General features: G+C 61.5%; 13 protein-coding genes. 9 read left to right on the top strand and 4 right to left on the bottom strand.

Annotated features, from left to right (window positions below):
- The first annotated feature begins 7 nt into the window (after positions 1 to 7).
- Positions 8 to 325: a DUF5783 family protein gene (locus DV706_RS07355; protein WP_006065260.1), complete on the top strand. Its 318-nt coding sequence runs from the start codon at positions 8 to 10 to the stop codon at positions 323 to 325.
- Positions 326 to 411: 86 nt separating this feature from the next.
- A complete protein-coding gene (locus DV706_RS07350; protein ID WP_006065261.1) occupies positions 412 to 774 on the top strand; it encodes a NifU family protein in 363 nt (120 codons plus the stop codon).
- Between the two features lie 81 nt (positions 775 to 855).
- On the opposite strand, the gene DV706_RS07345 is transcribed toward DV706_RS07350, so the two are convergent.
- Positions 856 to 1,761, bottom strand: coding sequence for a ketopantoate reductase family protein (locus DV706_RS07345; protein ID WP_006065262.1), 906 nt, complete (start codon positions 1,759 to 1,761; stop codon positions 856 to 858).
- A 509-nt stretch (positions 1,762 to 2,270) separates the two neighbouring features.
- Between DV706_RS07345 and DV706_RS07340 the strand changes: the two genes are divergently transcribed.
- Positions 2,271 to 3,179, top strand: coding sequence for an alpha/beta fold hydrolase (locus tag DV706_RS07340; protein ID WP_006065263.1), 909 nt, complete (start codon positions 2,271 to 2,273; stop codon positions 3,177 to 3,179).
- 218 nt (positions 3,180 to 3,397) lie between these two features.
- Here the strand turns inward: DV706_RS07340 and DV706_RS07335 are convergent, their stop codons facing one another.
- Complete coding sequence (locus DV706_RS07335) at positions 3,398 to 8,557, bottom strand: DNA polymerase II large subunit (protein ID WP_006065264.1); 5,160 nt, start codon at positions 8,555 to 8,557, stop codon at positions 3,398 to 3,400.
- A gap of 1 nt (position 8,558) precedes the next feature.
- Positions 8,559 to 8,978, bottom strand: coding sequence for a PPC domain-containing DNA-binding protein (locus DV706_RS07330; RefSeq protein ID WP_006065265.1), 420 nt, complete (start codon positions 8,976 to 8,978; stop codon positions 8,559 to 8,561).
- 196 nt (positions 8,979 to 9,174) lie between these two features.
- On the opposite strand from DV706_RS07330, the gene DV706_RS07325 reads away from it, so the two are divergent.
- The 6 genes from DV706_RS07325 (at position 9,175) to DV706_RS21705 (ending at position 15,801) form a co-directional block, all read left to right on the top strand.
- Positions 9,175 to 10,764, top strand: coding sequence for an ABC transporter substrate-binding protein (locus tag DV706_RS07325; protein ID WP_006065266.1), 1,590 nt, complete (start codon positions 9,175 to 9,177; stop codon positions 10,762 to 10,764).
- A 115-nt stretch (positions 10,765 to 10,879) separates the two neighbouring features.
- The gene (locus tag DV706_RS07320; RefSeq protein WP_006065267.1) at positions 10,880 to 11,872 is read left to right on the top strand and encodes an ABC transporter permease; all 993 of its coding nucleotides are present in this window, start codon (positions 10,880 to 10,882) and stop codon (positions 11,870 to 11,872) included.
- A gap of 23 nt (positions 11,873 to 11,895) precedes the next feature.
- Positions 11,896 to 12,921, top strand: a complete 1,026-nt coding sequence (locus DV706_RS07315; protein ID WP_006065268.1) for an ABC transporter permease — start codon at positions 11,896 to 11,898, stop codon at positions 12,919 to 12,921.
- Positions 12,922 to 12,924: 3 nt separating this feature from the next.
- A complete protein-coding gene (locus tag DV706_RS07310) occupies positions 12,925 to 14,091 on the top strand; it encodes an ABC transporter ATP-binding protein (RefSeq protein ID WP_006065269.1) in 1,167 nt (388 codons plus the stop codon).
- The gene (locus DV706_RS07305) at positions 14,088 to 15,428 is read left to right on the top strand and encodes an ABC transporter ATP-binding protein (protein ID WP_006065270.1); all 1,341 of its coding nucleotides are present in this window, start codon (positions 14,088 to 14,090) and stop codon (positions 15,426 to 15,428) included. The genes DV706_RS07310 and DV706_RS07305 overlap by 4 nt, the downstream gene beginning before the upstream one ends.
- 214 nt (positions 15,429 to 15,642) lie before the next feature.
- On the top strand, positions 15,643 to 15,801 hold the full coding sequence (locus tag DV706_RS21705) for a hypothetical protein (protein WP_006065271.1): 159 nt from the start codon (positions 15,643 to 15,645) through the stop codon (positions 15,799 to 15,801).
- Between the two features lie 75 nt (positions 15,802 to 15,876).
- On the opposite strand, the gene DV706_RS07300 is transcribed toward DV706_RS21705, so the two are convergent.
- Positions 15,877 to 16,383 (bottom strand): hypothetical protein, encoded by a 507-nt coding sequence (locus tag DV706_RS07300; protein ID WP_006065272.1) that lies wholly within the window; start codon positions 16,381 to 16,383, stop codon positions 15,877 to 15,879.
- Positions 16,384 to 16,539 lie beyond the last annotated feature (156 nt).

Here is a 16,539-nt window from a genome sequence, read left to right as displayed (position 1 = left end):
CTCGAGTATGGTAGAGTTCGATCCCGAGAAATTCGAAGACAAGTACGCCAACTACTTTCCCGAACTCCAGCAGGCGTACAAGAACGCGTTCAACTGCATGAACGACAACTACGACTCCGAGCTCGTCCACGCGATCGACCAGCAGGTGCTCAACGAGAGCGAACCCTTCTACGAGGGGGATGGTGAGTTCCGAATCGAACTACCCGACGATCCGTACGGACGGCTTTCGGGCGTGGTCGTCGAAGAAGAGCGATTTGAGCAGGTCCTCGAGCGCCACGTCGTGGAGATTGAAACCGAACTCGAGCGGATCTTCGGATTTAACTAACGACAGCCGGCACAAGCCGCCATCACTGTCGGCGAGCGACTGCGGATGACGGAAGGTTTAGGGGCGCGCACACCCAAGGGTGGCCCATGAGTACCGAGACCCAAAACGACGGGGACGACCTCGAGGAGCGCGTCGCGAACTTCCTGCGGCGAAACTTCCCGCAGATTCAGATGCACGGTGGCAGCGCGGCGATTCAGGATCTCGACCGCGAGTCCGGTGAGGTCAGTATCGCACTCGGTGGCGCCTGCAGTGGCTGTGGTATCTCGCCGATGACGATTCAGGCGATCAAGAGCCGAATGGTCAAAGAGATCCCCGAGATCGAAAAAGTCCACGCACACACCGGCGGCGAGGGTGGCGGCGACGACATGGGTGGTATGAGCCCATCCTTCCCCGGCGAAACCGTCGACGACGACGGCGAAGCGGACGAAGGCCCCGAAGCTCCGTTCTAACGTTTTCGAGCACTGATACTGTTGTTTGGTACGTCGGCCAGCAGTGCCACTCCCGGCTGCATCGGCGAGTCCGAAAGCGAGTCAGCGCACGCCAACGCCACGTTCCCACGTCCGCACCAGCGTCGTGAGGATCCGGTTCGTCGGAACCTCGAGATCCTGCTGGGCGGCCCGGTCGACCACGTAGCCGTTGATCGCGTCGATCTCGGTGCGGCGCTCTGTGAGGATGTCCTGACGCATCGAGGACGTGTTCGCGGCCGTATCGGTCGCGACGGACTCCATGCTAGCGATAGCCGCTCGATTCGAGAGCGAGACGGTACACGAGCGAGCGATCCGCGCGGTCTCGCGGGCCGCCGCCCGTGCGAGGGCGTCTGCCGGCGGCTCGAGGACGGCTCCGTTTTCGATATTCGTCAGCGCTGTGATGGCGTTGATCCCCGCGTTGACAGCGAGTTTTTCCCAGAGCCGCCGGGGCATATCCTCGGCGATGGTCGTCTCGAGGCCGGCCGCAGCGAACAGGTCGCCGATCCGATCCGCAGGCTCCGAGCGACCACCCATCCGGGCACCAAGCACGACATCACCGATGCCAGTACACTCGACGGCGCCTGGTTCTTGCAAGATCGCACCGTAAGAAGCGGTTCCGGCGAGGACTGGACACGCGAGCGCGTCAGCGAGCGTCTCCTCGTTGCCCATCCCGTTTTGTAAGGAGAGGACGACGTCGTACGACCCTGTCGCGAGCGTCTCGGCGGCCACAGCGGTGTCGAACGCTTTGACCGTCACGATCGCCAGCTCGGCCTCGAGCTCTCGCCCGTCGGTCGTCACGTTCGGGGTGGTCGTGGCCTCGAGTTCGCCACGCAGTTCGAGTCCCGACTCACGGACGGCGCTGGCGTGGGGATCACGCGCGACGAGCGTGACGTCGTTAGACCGAACGGACGCGAGCGCGCCGCCGATGAGACTCCCGAGACTCCCAGCACCAAAGACGACGATCTCCATGGCGTAAACCGACGGGAGCGCGATAGAAACGGGTTTTGTCTTCGGTGAGATTCACTCTTGGTTTCGGCGATGAGCCGTGGCGAGCACCGAGTCAACCGCCAGCTCTCCACGCACGCTTTTCGAGACTGATCTGAATCGTGTTCCAATAAATTGATAGTCGCTATATAGAATATGAACTCAACCATGACTCGAGTGGGGAATTTCGTCGAATACATGACATTCTTACCCATGGTAATAGAAAACAATATACATCATGGCTATAGAGAGGTGGTCGTGATAGTTGGTCGCACCACTGGAGCGGCTGTCGGGGCGCTTCCAGTCGAACCGCGTTGTCTCGAATCAGTCCGAGTGGGGACCCGATCGGCCACCGACGATGGCATGGCCGACGACAGTGTCGGACGATCGGCACGTCTGCGTTCTTCAACCCGCTCTACGGATAGTCACAGCAGTCAAAAGCAGCTCGACGAACCGGTATCCCTTGGCCATCACAGAGATGGCGTGTCCCACGAATGACCGGAACCGGTGTCGCTACCGTCGGCAACTGCCGGATCGCCTACCGACGGGCGGGAACGAGCGGCCCGCCGGTCGTCCTCTGTCACGGTGCCGGAATCGACGACGCAACCGTCTCGTGGCGACACACCATCGATGCTCTCGCCGAGGACTACCAGGTATACGGAATCGACTGGCCGGAGTACGGCAACAGCACGGGTAGTGTCTCTCACACCCTCGAGACGTACGTCGACGTTCTCGAGGGCTTTCTCGAGACGCTCCCCTACGAGCGCGTCTCGTTGGCTGGCATCTCGATGGGTGGCGGGGCAACGCTCGGCTACGCGCTCAGACATCCCGACCGCGTCGAGCAGTTGGCGCTCGTGGATAGCTACGGCCTCGGCGGCCGGCTTCCGAGTGCGCTCCCCTGGAAGATGCTCGGACAGATCCCCGGCATCACGGAGTTCGGAAAGATCGCCTGCAGCGTCTCGAGTGAGAGCGTTCGCATGGTCCTCGATAGTCTCGTCGCCGACGCCAGCGAACTGCCCGAGCCGTTCGTCGAAGACGTCAGGACAAAGCTCATGGAACCGGGTTCGATCCAGGCGTTCAAGCAGTTCCAGCGGAACGAACTCTCGTTCAACGGCCGCGTCGCGACGAACTTCGTCGACGACCTCGAGTCACTGACTGTCCCAACGCTGCTCGTCCACGGCAGAGACGACCCGCTCGTCCCCGTCGACTGGTCGATCCGCGCCGCGAAGCGACTGCCCAACGCCGAACTGGATCTGGTAGGCAACTGTGGCCACTGGACCCCACGGGAACGCCCAAAACGGTTCAACCAGAGTCTCCGCGAATGGCTCCCGGATCATCGACACACTCCGCAGATACAGTATCCGAAAGGGCAGATTCCGGGGTTGACTCGAGCCAACGACTGAGCTGGGCTGCTGTCCCGAGTTTCCGACACTGACCGAACGGAGTCCAGACATCTGGCCGGTCAGGAGATCGACGTCTGGCCGGGGTGAGCGTCGACCAACGTGGGGTTCTTACGGCCCTCCGGAGGGACACGCTGTCGAACTGCACGAGGGCCGCAGCGTCGAAAGGGTCGCCCGATCACGAGCGCCGCAGTCTCTCGAAGGCGTGCCCTCGAGACAAGCTACATGAAATCCTCGATACCTGACTGCTTGTTCTTGTCATTTTCGAAGATGCTCTCGAGCGACTGTTCTAAGACCTCGAGGCGCTGTTTCGTGTAATCGCGGCAGTCGTACTCCTCGGCGACCTGAATCGCCGTCTGCATGTACTTGTTCACCGAACCCTCGTGGACGGTGAGGTTGACCCGACCACCGCATTCGCGACAATCACCAGTCAACGGCATCCGCCGGAACTTCTCGCCACAGTCGAGACAGCGGGTTTCCTGTCGCGAAAAGGCACGGAGGTTGCCGATCAGATCCGGCAGGAAGTGGCCTTCGATAACCCGTTCGGCGACGTCAGTTTCGTCGACCGACTCGAGTTTGCGCGAGAGCTCGAGTTGCGCATCCATCTTGTCCATCATCGAACCCAGCGTCTTGTACGCCGAGAGGTCGGGTCCCATCGCGATGTCGGTGGTGTCGTGAGTGTGCTCGAAGCCGGTGTACTCGCCGTCGGTGCCGAGCGTGTCCTCGCCGATCTGGATCTCGACTGATTCGGGATCGGCTTGCTCGCGAGTCGCGAGATAGAACTCGCGAGGGTACTGGGAAACGATGTCCATGTTGTGGGCCTCGTCGTCGATCTCGGAGGGGTCGATTCGCGAGGACATGACGAGGGGGGCGTCCATCTTGCCGCCGCGCTGGTCAGGGAGGAACGATTTGCTAAAGTTAAGCAATCCGTCGAGCAGCAACATGACGCAGTCTTCGTCGCCGTCACATTGCTTTTGAGACATGTTGTTCGCGACGAGGGAGTGTGTCTCGGAAACAGTGAGACAGTACACTGAGTCGACAGTCGATTCGACATAGTCGACCGACGAAATCGATTCGACGAGATACGCGTCGTCACCGCCGTCGAAGACGCGACGGCCCGTTGGCACGGTATTCTCGACGTGTGACTGCAATCGGCTGTCCTTTCGAGACAGATGGAAGCCCACAGTCTCAGCGAACTGCATCGCGTCCTCGGACGATATCTCGAGGACGTACGACGTCGCGGTCATCGACGGATCGTCGATTTCGTAGAATTCCGGGAACTTCTCGCAGAGGGGAACCGGGTCGGTGATCGTAACCCGGCCACAGATTCCGAGCCGACTCAGTAATGCGAGGAGGTCTTCTTTGAGTTCGCTACTGACTGTGGTTGCTGAGACCAACAGCGCGTTTGCATCGACGCCGCCGTCGCCGCTGAAATAGCCTCGAAGATAGGCAGCGATAATCCCGTCGGCTGCATCGAACAGTGGCTGTGGAACGCGTTTTGTCTCGGCAAAGATTCCCGCCTCGAGCACCGAATCGAAGAACGCACGGAGCAGTCGCCCCGAAGCGGTTACTTTTGCGTCGTTTTCGTGGTACGGTTCGACACCGAACTCGTCCCGAAGCACGTCGACGTAGAACTCGCGAGCCTCGGCTTCAGTGCCGCAGATCGTCGTTTGATGGATCGTGCCTTTCGGCGTCGCTTGTGCTCGGGCGAATCCTTCGGCAGCGTAGTATCCCAGCAACGTTCCAACGCGTTCGTTGAGTGTAACGTGTCGATCGATTTCGGTCCGGTCGTGTCGCATCCCGAGACTGACGTCGTCCGGAACGAACTCGAGGAACTCCTCGCGAGAGTCGAACAGGTCGAGCAGCAGATCAGCAGGGAAACTGTCCCGGTACAGATAGTGACTGAACGTTTTCTTGTTCAGTCCGAAGTAGTCGGCCGTGCTCGTAAGCGGATAGAACGCACCGTCCCACTCGGGGCTGATCGTCTCCTCGAAGCGTTCATACAATCGGTCCTTCTCGAGTCCTTTGATCATCAGCCGAGAACTGTCGACAGTATCGATATCGAGGAATTCCTCGAGCAGGTCAAAGGTGTGCGGTTCGGTGTCTGTATCGACAATGTCGAGATGTTCGGGGACGACCGCGTGATCCGCCGTCGTGAGTTCAGACGCCCGTTTCGACCGTAGTTCTCCATCTTCGTAGACGTGGACGTCGTGATCAGGAGTGAGCGTGATTTCACGGCCACTTCGCGTCTCGTAGCGAACGAGATGGTCCGGTGCCGGGTGTTTTGAGACCGCTTCGACCGGCTTTTGTGAAAGGCTTCCGGTATCATCGATCGACGGAACGGTGACGGTCCCATCGAGTTCCTGAACGAGCGTTCCGAAGTCGTCCTGTTCGGGATCAGTTAATCGGGTTTCGACGAGCGTCTCGATCGGTTCGTGATGCCACTCGTCGGCTTCGTCCTGAAACCAGACTTTTGTCTCGGGATGGAAGCAGTTGCGCCGCTTGGCGGCGTGGAAGTACGGATGTGCGTAGCCGACGGCTGCGGTCGTAAAACCAATCACTCGGCCGACAGTTGCCGCCGACGTGTGCGGTGCCATCCCGAAAACGAGTTCGCCAACGAGGTCCTGTCGGTCCTCGAACTCGTAGAACCGCTCGAGGCCGTAGTACTGCTCGAGCAGGTCGTCGATGAAGTCGGCGATCTGGAGCATGTGCTCGGCTGCACCATCCGAGAGGACGATATCCTGGACTTTGAGTTCGACCAGCTGGTCCTCGTGGGTGAGCGGGTCGCCGTGGATGTCTTCTTCGTAGCCAAGCGCCTGGAGTTGCCCGACGTCGATATCGAGTTCGCTGGCTCGGACCGACGTGACGGGCAGGTCGGTCATGTCGTAGCGGACAGTGCCGTCTTTGAACGAGCTCACGTCGTGTTTCGCGCGGAGGACCCCTTTCTCGATGGGCTCGGGGATTTTGTTTGCGGAGGAGAGTCCTTTGACGCCTTTGAGAATCTCGAAGGCGTTCTCGCGTTCGCCAACTGACTCGAGGGCGGCGCGATACTCCTCGTGGATATCGACCTCGCGGGATTCGACACAGGTGGCCTCGCGGTCGCAGTGGCCACACTCGACGCGGCCGGCTTCGTCGGGTTCGATGCGCTGGTCGCAGTCGGGACAGCGGTAGTCGGGGACCGTTCGGGTGTTACAGTCAGGACAGCGGTTCTTGAACGTCTCCGTCTCGCAGTTCGGACAGCGTTGGCGACCGATCTGCACCTCGACGACGCCGGGCGTGTCCGACATCGTCTCGGTGTGTTTGGCCGCGTTAGCGACGTTGCGCTGTGCGCCGCCGGCTTCGCCGATGGGAAACAGCGTGTGGACCGGCGGGCTCAGATCGCGCCGTTCGGATTTTTCTGGTCGACCCATCCGGTTGCCGATCCGTGTCGGCGCGCGTTCGCGGACCTGGAAGGGGGCAATTTCGTTGGCCGCCTCGATGGCGTTGTCGCCCTCGGCCTCGTGGCCCCACGTGCGCGCTCGCTCTGAGAGGTCGTCGCTGCTCCAGGTGCGCTCGAGTTCGATCGTCGACGCCTGTTCGCGCCCCTCGGGGTCGAGTGTCGCCCCGTCAGTGACCGCTTGTCGGGGCTCACACCCCAGCGTGCGGGCGAACGGTCGCCAGTCATCGATCTCGATCCGGCCCGCGTCTTCGCGCTGGCGGTGTTCGATGATGAGCGCCTCGAGGGCGTCTCGAGTCGACGCCGTGTACTCGAGGACGAGCGTGCCGTCGCCGTCGGCATCGTCCTCGACTCGGCCGTCGGCAACGGCCGCTGCGAGGTCGCAGTAGTGTTCGACCGAGAGATCGTGCCAGAGATAGGTGTACTGGGGATGGAGCGGAGCGTCGTACGCCATGGCCCACTCGAGGGCCTGCTCGGCGTCAGGGAACTCGAGGTCGACTCGGGGGTCGTCCTCGAGTGCCTGTATGTCTGCACCCGCGGCGTCCATGTCCTGAATCCACCACTCGGAGACGTAGGAGGCGGGGGCAAGCGGGTGGTTGTTCTCGACGAACTCGCCATAGTTGACCAGATACTCGCCGGTGTCTAGGATCTTCTCGACGCCGTTTCTGATCTCGAGGGCCTCCTCGGGGTCGTCGATCCGGCGGACGTCGCCGTTTGCCAGCTTGACTGTGGGGCCGTCGATGCTGTCGACTGGGATGATCCCGTGGGCTTTGCCGGGGCGTTCGGTCTTGATTTGGGTTCCCGTCGCGAGGAAGTCATCGACCAGATGCATCGTCGCGGGGTGGATGCCGCCCGTCGCAAAGCCGTGGTTGCGCGCCCGGCCGTACCGGAGCCGAAAGCCACCGTTGGCGCTCGGATGGGAGAACACCGGCCGACCGGCGATCAGATCCCGGAGGAACTTCGTCGACGGCTCGGCTCGAGGCGGGCCGTCGGATTCGTCGGCAGCGTCGTCGGCCGACTCGGTCTCGTCGGCGTCGCTTTCGTCCGACTCGTCGTCGCCGTCGTCTTCGTCGGCGTCCTCGCCGTCTGCAGCGCCGTCATCGGCAGCGTAGTTGCCGTCGATCAGGTCCTGGAGCCACGGCCAGTCGACCTCGTCGAGGTTCCGGGTGTAGCGCTGGATCTTCGGGGCCTTGAGCGCGATCCCTTCCCCGAGGACGAGACACATCCCACCACGGGCGCTGTTGGTGTCGACGCGCTCTAAATCACGGAAGCCCGAGACTTCTTCGTCGCCGGTGGCCTCCCCGTCGAGCATGATTGGGAGGTTCTTCGCGATGAATTTGGCCTCCTTCGCTTTCGGCGTGTACTGGAGCCCGGTTTCCTTGTCGTAGAGGGCGATTTCCTCGGCGTAGCGTTCGATCTCGTCCTGTCGAGCGTTGTACTGTTCGACACCGACGAGCGCGCGCGTGTAGTCGGCCACGAGCACGGAAAGTGCCTGTGCCGTCCCGCCCGCAGAACGGATCGGGCCGGCGTAGTAGACGTTGACGAACTCGGTGCCGTCGTCGTTCTGGAGGAGTTCGACCCGGTCGATCCCCTCGATGGGGGCGGCAACGACACCCTCGGTCAGGAGCGCGACTGCCGTTCGAACCGCGCCTTCGATCTTCCCTGCTTTCGTCTCGTAGTCACCGACTCTGCCTTCCGCGAAGTCTTTCGCGAGTTCGAGGGCAGCCTCCTCACGAGACATCTGGCCCTCGAGTTCACGCACTCGCTCGGCGACGCCATCGATGCCGAGGATGTTCTCGACGCGGTCGGCCATGTCCTTGGCGACCGGGATCTCGACTTCGGGTTTCGGATCTCCACCGCGTGCTTTGGCCCGCTCGGCGACGTCGAACGCCTCATCTAGCTGGGACTCGAGGCGCTGGAAGTACCGTGTGTCTTCCTCGCGCATATCAGAGCCAGAGGTCGAGGTCGGTGGTCTCGTCGTACTCGCGCACTAGCTCATCCTCGAAAACGCGCATGTAGACCTCGCCGGCCCAGACCGTCGCTTCGTTGAGGTGGCCCGCGACGGCGTTGCCCTCGGAGTCCGAGAGTACCGCATGGGTATGTGCAAAGCGCTCTCCGTCCAGCCACGAGACGTTGCCCACGCAACTGGCGACCTCGAGTGGCTCGTCGAACTCGAGTGGGTAGTACTCGCAGTCGTCCTGGTCGTAAAACCAGCATTCGGCGTCCTGGACCGCACCGAGGGCGCTAAACCAGGCCGCATCAGCGTCGACGTCGTTCGCGAGCGACTCGATCTCGGCCCGCCAGTCGGCACCGGTCTCGAGGCGGGCGATGTATTCGGCGTCCGTCTCGACCGCCCTGTAGTTCATACGAACTCTCACTGGTGCCACAACAAAAATGCCACCGGTCTGTTGCCCGTCTCAGTCACTACCGCGTTTCACAGTCGATGTCGTATACACCAACGGACAAAAATGAGGGTGACTGTACAGATACGGTTACGGTAACAGCTTCTTGACTGCTTTAGATCCCTGCTACCAATATACATGGATCATGTTGGACAAAAGGATGGTATACGATCAGTTCACCGCTACGCGACGGCGGGTTCTTGCATCAGGTGCAGCGGTTGGTACAGCCCTGGTTGCTGGCTGTATCGGTGGGGATGAAGGACCTGAGGATGGGCTCCTCTACACCCAAGAGGTGAATCCCGAAGGCGACTTCGATCCGATCATCTCGAACGACGCCTACAGCGCGCAGGTCATCCACCAGGTCTACGACGGCCTCTACGAGTACGACTACGACCTCGAACTCCAGCCGAAGATCGCTGCCGGCGACCCCGAAGAAGAACGGGACGGAGAACGATACATCATCGAGATCGTCGAGGACGCGGAGTTCCACAACGGCGATCCTGTCACCGCCGACGACGTCGTCCACTCGTTTACTGCGCCCATCGAGGAGGACACCGACAACCGCCCGGAGTTCGACTTCATCGACGTCGACGGCACCGAACCCGTCGACGAGCACACCGTTCAGATCGACCTCGAGCACCCCTATGGTGCGTTCACGACGCTCACGGTAGCGACGTACATCGTCAACGAGTCGGTCCGGACGGACGACCGCGACGCATACAACACGAATCCCGTCGGCTGCGGCCCGTTTACCTTCGAAGACTGGACCTCAGATGAGTACGTCGAACTCGAGCGGTGGGACGAGTACTGGGGCGATCCCCAGCCCGAACTCGAGTCAGTCCGATTCGAGGCCGCAGAAGACGACGCGGGTCGGGTCTCCCAGATCCTCGCAGGCGACACGGACGCGATCGCGACGGTGCCGCCGGAAGACTGGGACCAGATCGAAGGCGAGGAGGGGATCGAGGTCCACCGGACCGAAAGCCCCTCCTACCAGTACGTTGCGTTCAACTGCAACGACGGCGAGACGGCCGATCCAGACGTCCGTCGAGGGATCGCCCACGCGTTCTCGATGTCCGAGTTCGTCGATGCGAACCTCGGCGAGAGCGCAACGCCGATGGAGACGCCGATCCCACCGATCGTCGACGATCTCGGCTGGGACTTCTCGATCGAGGAAGAGCCGCCGGGCTACGATCCCGACGAGGCTGCGGCGCTCCTCGAGGAGGGACTCGACGATCCCGACGACTGGAACCCGACGGTTATCGTCCCGCCGGACGACGTTCGTATCGCGTTAGGTGAGGTGATCGTCTCCCGGCTGGACGAACTCGGATACGATGCCGAGGTTCAGAGTCTGGATTTCGCGACGCTGACTGATACCTACATTTCGGGCGACGCGGAGGACTACGAGATGTACATCCTCGGCTGGACCGGTGGTCCCGACCCCGACGTGTACTTCTACAACCTCTTTCACGAGGAGAACGCCGGCGTCACGCAGGGCCACTTCTACGAGGGCAGCGACGACTTCCACGACAACATCCTCGAGGCACGAGAGACGGCCGATCAGGACGATCGACGCGAACTCTACACCGACGTGATCAACGAGATCATCGAGGAGGTACCCGTCATGCCGGCGTACTCCGAACACAACACGATTGCGACCCAGGAGTACGTCCAGGGCAAACAGCCCCACCCGAACGTCTCGTACAACCCGGAGCTCGTCTCCGACGAGAACAACGTCAGTCTCGAGGAGTAAGCCACTCGAGCCTGCCGTTTCCGTACGACAGGTGAGAGAGCGACAGACGGCCGATCCGAACCGGGCGGATAGCGCACGAAACGACGACACGACCATCTAAACGAAATCGAACGATATGGGACTGCTCAAGTATACGGTCTACCGGCTACTGCAGGCGATTCCGGTTCTCATCGGGATCTCCATCATCACGTTCGTACTGGCGAACCTGGCACCGGGTGATCCGGTCCGGCTCATGCTGCAGGGCCAACAGGCCGACGAAGAACTCGTCAGGACGATCGAGGCACGCTACGGACTCGATCAGCCGGTTCACGTCCGATACTGGAACTATATGACCGGGCTCGTCCAGGGTGATCTGGGCTACAGTATCCATCGCCGGCGACCGGTCTCTGAGCTCATGCTCGAGCGTGCCGGACCGACGCTGTTGCTGGTGTTGTCGGCGTACGTCTTCGCGCTCGTGACGGCGATTCCACTCGGCATCATCGCCGCGAAGCGACGAAACAAGCCGACCGACCACATCTCACGAATCATCGCGCTCATCGGTGTCAGTACGCCGTCGTTCTGGATCGGGATCATGCTGATCATCGTCTTCGCGGTTCGGCTCGGTGTCCTGCCGTCTGCAGGGCTGGTCTATCCGTGGCAGCCGCCAGCGGCGGCGGGCCACGACAGCTACATCGAACACTGGATCGAATCGATCAGACATCTGCTTCTGCCGATGGTCGCCCTGGGTACACTACAGATGGCGACGCTGATGCGCGTCGAGCGGACCCAGATGATCGAATCGCTCCAGGAGGATTATGTCAAACTCGCCCGCGCCTATGGCGTTCCCGAGCGGACGATCCTCCAAAAGCACGCGTTCCGGTCGGCACAGTTGCCGATCATTACGATCGTCGGACTCAACCTCTCGACGGCGCTGGGTGGCGCGGTGTTGATCGAGACCGTTTTCGCGATCAACGGGATGGGCCGGCTGTTCATCGAGGCGATACAGCAACTCGACTACCAGCTGATCATGGGGATCACGATGGTGCTCGGCGCCATCTTCGTCATCGGCGTCGTCATCACCGACATCTCGTACGCGTACATCGATCCCCGCGTAACCTACGGAGAGTAACGATGAGTGGAGGTGACCCCTGAATGGCAACGACCGAATCACAGCTCGAAGACCAAGAGCCAGGCAGACAGACGGAAAGCGGGACCGCAGACGAAGAGATCGAAGCCCGCGTTGGTTGGCGGTACACGCTGGCGAAGGTCAAACGCGACACGACCGCTCGATTCGGGTTCTACATCGTCGCAGCCGTCCTGTTTATCGCGACGTTCGTGGCGATCGACAGCAACCTCTCGCGGCTCACGTTCGGGACGATATCGGATTACACCGCCGCGCAGACGCTGCCGATCTTCGACCATCCGACGGCACTCCCTGAATCGGGCGAAGCCCAACGAAACGTCCCGCCGGCGTTCGTCGACGGGGGGACGCTTTCACACCCGCTGGGAACCGACCCGCAGGGTCGTGATTACTTTACCCGCATCATCTACGGCTCGCAGGTATCAGTCAGCGTCGGCATCTTCTCGACCGCGATCGGGCTGATCGGCGGGACGATCATTGGCTCCATCGCCGGCTACTACGGGGGGCGGACCGACGACGTGTTGATGCGAGCCGTCGAAACGCTGTACGCGATTCCGCCGCTCGTCCTGATCATCGTCTTCATCGTCTTCATCAGCGATGGCAGTCCGGACATCCGCTTTGCCGTCGTCGGAGTCGGGCTGACCTTCATCCCCGTCTTCGCTCGAATTATCCGCAGTCGCGTGCTGTCGGTCCGGGAGATGGACTACATCGAGGCGGCCCGCGCCGCCGGCGTCAAAGACCGCAACATCATCCGCAGACACGTTATCCCGAACAGCTTCGCACCCGTGATGGTGTATGCAACGTTACAGATCGGCGTGACGATCCTGATCGTCGCCGGCCTCTCCTTCCTGGGCTACGGTGCCCAGCCGCCGACACCCGACTGGGGCGAGATGCTACGAATCGCCCACGGCCGGTATATGCACTCGAACATCTGGCTGTCGATCTGGCCCGGGCTGGCGATCCTCGTGACGATTATGGGCTTCAACCTGTTCGGCGACGGGCTACAGGACGCGCTGGACCCACGAATCAAAGAGTAACCCATGAGTACCGATCCACTCCTTCGCGTCGAGAATCTCAAGACACAGTTCTTCACAGAAACCGGCACCGTCCGTGCCGTCGACGGCATCTCCTTCGAGGTCTACGAAGGCGAAATCGTCGGCCTCGTCGGTGAGTCGGGCGCCGGCAAATCAGTCGCCTCGATGAGCCTGTTGCGCCTCGTCGACAGTCCCGGCAAGATCGTCGGCGGCACGATCGAGTACAAGGGGAAGACGATATTCGACCTCGAGGACGGTCCCGACGGCGACCGTCACGAACACCCCGACATGCTCTCAGAGGCTGCAATGCGTGAACAGGTTCGAGGCCGAGAGATCGCCGTGATCTTTCAGGACCCGATGGAGTCGCTGAATCCCGTGTTCACGGTCGGTGGTCAGCTCCGGGAGTTCATCGAACTCAACCGGGATCTCTCGAGTGCAGAGGCAAAAGCCGAGGCGATCCGGATGCTCCGTGAGGTCGGCATTCCCGATCCTAAAGAGCGCTATGAGGAGTACCCACACCAGTTCTCGGGCGGGATGCGCCAGCGCGTGCTGATCGCGATGGCGCTGGCCTGTGAGCCGAACCTGATCATCGCCGACGAGCCGACGACCGCACTCGACGTCACCGTCGAAGGGCAGATTCTAGATCTCGTCGACGACCTGCAGGATCGCTACGACACGAGTTTTATCTGGGTCACCCACGATATGGGCGTCGTCGCCGAAATCTGTGACCGCGTGAACGTGATGTACCTCGGTGAGATCGTCGAACAGGCTCCCGTCGACGAGCTGTTCTACGAGACGAACCATCCGTACACCAAGGCCCTACTCAACTCGATGCCCCGGCCCGATCGAACCGTCGAGGAACTCGAGCCCATCGAAGGCGTGATGCCCGAAGCAATCAACCCGCCGTCTGGCTGTCGGTTCCATCCTCGCTGCCCCGACGCACGCGAGGTCTGTACCCGCGTTCATCCGGAGCCACTCGAGGTCGATCGTGCCGACGGCTACCCACATCGAGCAGCCTGCGTGAAACACGGCGTCTTCGATGTGGGCTACGACGAGAGCACGCCCCTCGAGGACGGCGCGGACGCCAAGCCGAGCGGCGGAGAGACGGAAGCTGAGCGGGGATCAGCCGCCGAGGGAGAACACGCCTCGACGGACGGAGGTGAGTCACGATGAGCAAACCCGACGATCCGATCGGCTTCGGCGAGACCGAGATCCCCCACGGGGAGACGTTGCTCGAGGTCGACGGGCTGTCGAAATATTTCGCGTCCGAGTCGGGACTGCTCGCGGGTATCAGCCTCGAGACCGATCAGTTCCCGCCAGTGAGCTTTGGCGTCGACCAGGTGAAAGCAGTCGACGACGTCTCCTTCGAGATCACAATGGGCGAGACGCTGGGGCTCGTTGGCGAGTCCGGCTGTGGGAAGAGCACGCTCGGGCGGACGCTGCTCCGACTGCTCGATCCGACCGACGGGACGATCACGTTCAAAAACGACGACTTAGCCGAGCTAAGCGGCGAGGAACTCCGGCAGAAGCGCTCGGAGATCCAGATGATCTTTCAGGACCCCCAGTCGTCGCTCGATCCCCGCATGAAGGTCGGACAGATCATCGAGGAGCCGATGCGCGCCCACGACATGTTCGACGACGAGGGCCGGGAGGCACGGGCAAAGGAGTTACTCGAGAAAGTCGGGCTCGATCCGCGACACTACAACCGCTACCCCCACGCCTTCTCCGGCGGGCAACGCCAGCGGATCAACCTCGCTCGAGCGCTGTCGGTCGACCCCGACTTCGTCGTCTGTGACGAACCCGTCTCCGCACTCGACGTCTCGATTCAGGCACAGGTGATGAATACGATGGAGGAACTGCAGGCGGAGTTCGGCCTCACCTATCTCTTCATCGCCCACGACCTCTCCGTGATCCGCCATATCTCCGACCGCGTCGCGGTGATGTATCTCGGCCACATCGTCGAAATCGCGGAAAAAGAGGAACTATTCGAGAACCCGCAGCATCCGTACACGAAAGCGTTGCTCGAGTCGATCCCCGTCCCCGACCCGCGGGAGTCAGACGCTCGAGGCGTGCTCGAGGGCGAAGTGCCAAGCCCGCAGGATCCACCGTCCGGCTGTCGGTTCCGAACGCGGTGTCCACAGCTGATCGCGCCCGAGGCGTACGAGTTCACAGACGAGGAGTGGGCGCACGCACGGACGTTCATGCGGGCGGTCAAACGGCGCACGTTCGAGCCAATGGCAGCCGCCGAGATTCGCCGGGAGTTCTTCGACGGCGACCTCCCGCGCGGGGACGCGGGCGAGATCGTCAAAGACGCGATCGACGCGGTCGCGACGGATACCGGTCGCGGGGACGAGTCGGACGACGAACGCGACGGCTGGGAGATGGCAACCGACCTGCTGCTCGAGTCGTTTGCCGAACAGAGCATCTGTGCGCGCGAACGGCCTGCCTACGACGTCGAACCCGAACACGGGACTGAACAACATTTCGCGGCGTGTCATATGCACCGGTGACGGCCCCGGCATCGAGGTACCGCTCTGATTTAGTACATGTGTGAATAGGACGCTAGTCCCACGAAACTAAATCGATTTCGTGGCCGTATATGGGGATAAGAGGGTTTGAAGAGCTCGTTTACGCTATCGAACGATCTGTGGTCGTCATCGGCTGACCAACACGATCTTTCATCTCGAAAATACTTATGTACCCGCCGTTTCTATTTACTCATGTATGAGTAAGATCATTGCAACTGTCACGGCAGGAACGCAGCGACTCGCAAAGGCACGACGAACGATCGCCCACTCCCCACAGTTCGGCGACGGCCAGTCGACGGACGAGGATGGCCGCCCAACGACGCGTATCCCACCGGGTGGCTTCCTCACCGGGTAAGGAGGTGACTCCATGCCCACCTCTCGAGAGCCGTCCAGCTTTTTTCGCTTCTGATCGCTCTTGATCCGGTCGACTTCACTCGAGTACCGACGACGGGTGTTTGAGATAGACGTCCTGCTCGACCACCCGCTGGTAGAGTTCGTACAGCGTTTCGACTGCCGCTTCGTCGGGCTGGAATCGGATGTGTGGCGCGGCGTGATAGCCGCGACAGCTAATCAGGAAAAAGTACAGCGTCCGGTGGTGGGCCGGTGTGGCGTCGACCACACCCATCGAGTCCCCGCCGAGGTCGTCGGAAAAATCGTTGAGCAGCGCTGCGATATCGTCCTGAAGCTGTTCGTCCGGCCGGTACTGTGGGATCCCGAACGTCTGTTGCATGTACGTCGTCGCCGCCTCGAGATACGGATTCGAGTCCAGCCCGGTCGGATCGACGCGCTGGAACGTCTCGTACAGTTCGAGCACCGTCGCGAGTTCGTCGTGCGTAACGGCGATCGGCAACACCGGCTCCCCGCGCGGAAGCGAGTAGTCGGGAAACGCATGCGAGCCAGGGTCGGGAAGTTGAGCGAACAGTTGCTCGAGACTCATGTATGATACCACAACACACAACCCTAAACGGTTACTGGTGGCAACGCGGCGACAGCTCTCAATGTGACTCCTACTCGGTGGCCGTCAGTCGCGGGACAGCGGTGCGATTTACGGTAGCTGTCGGTCGATTCGTCCGTCTCGTGTACTCGAAGACGG

Source organism: Natronorubrum bangense (genome assembly GCF_004799645.1).
Lineage (GTDB): Archaea > Halobacteriota > Halobacteria > Halobacteriales > Natrialbaceae > Natronorubrum > Natronorubrum bangense.
The sequence above is the reverse complement of the archived record's forward strand: the minus strand, read 5'-3'. Positions and strand labels throughout refer to the sequence as shown.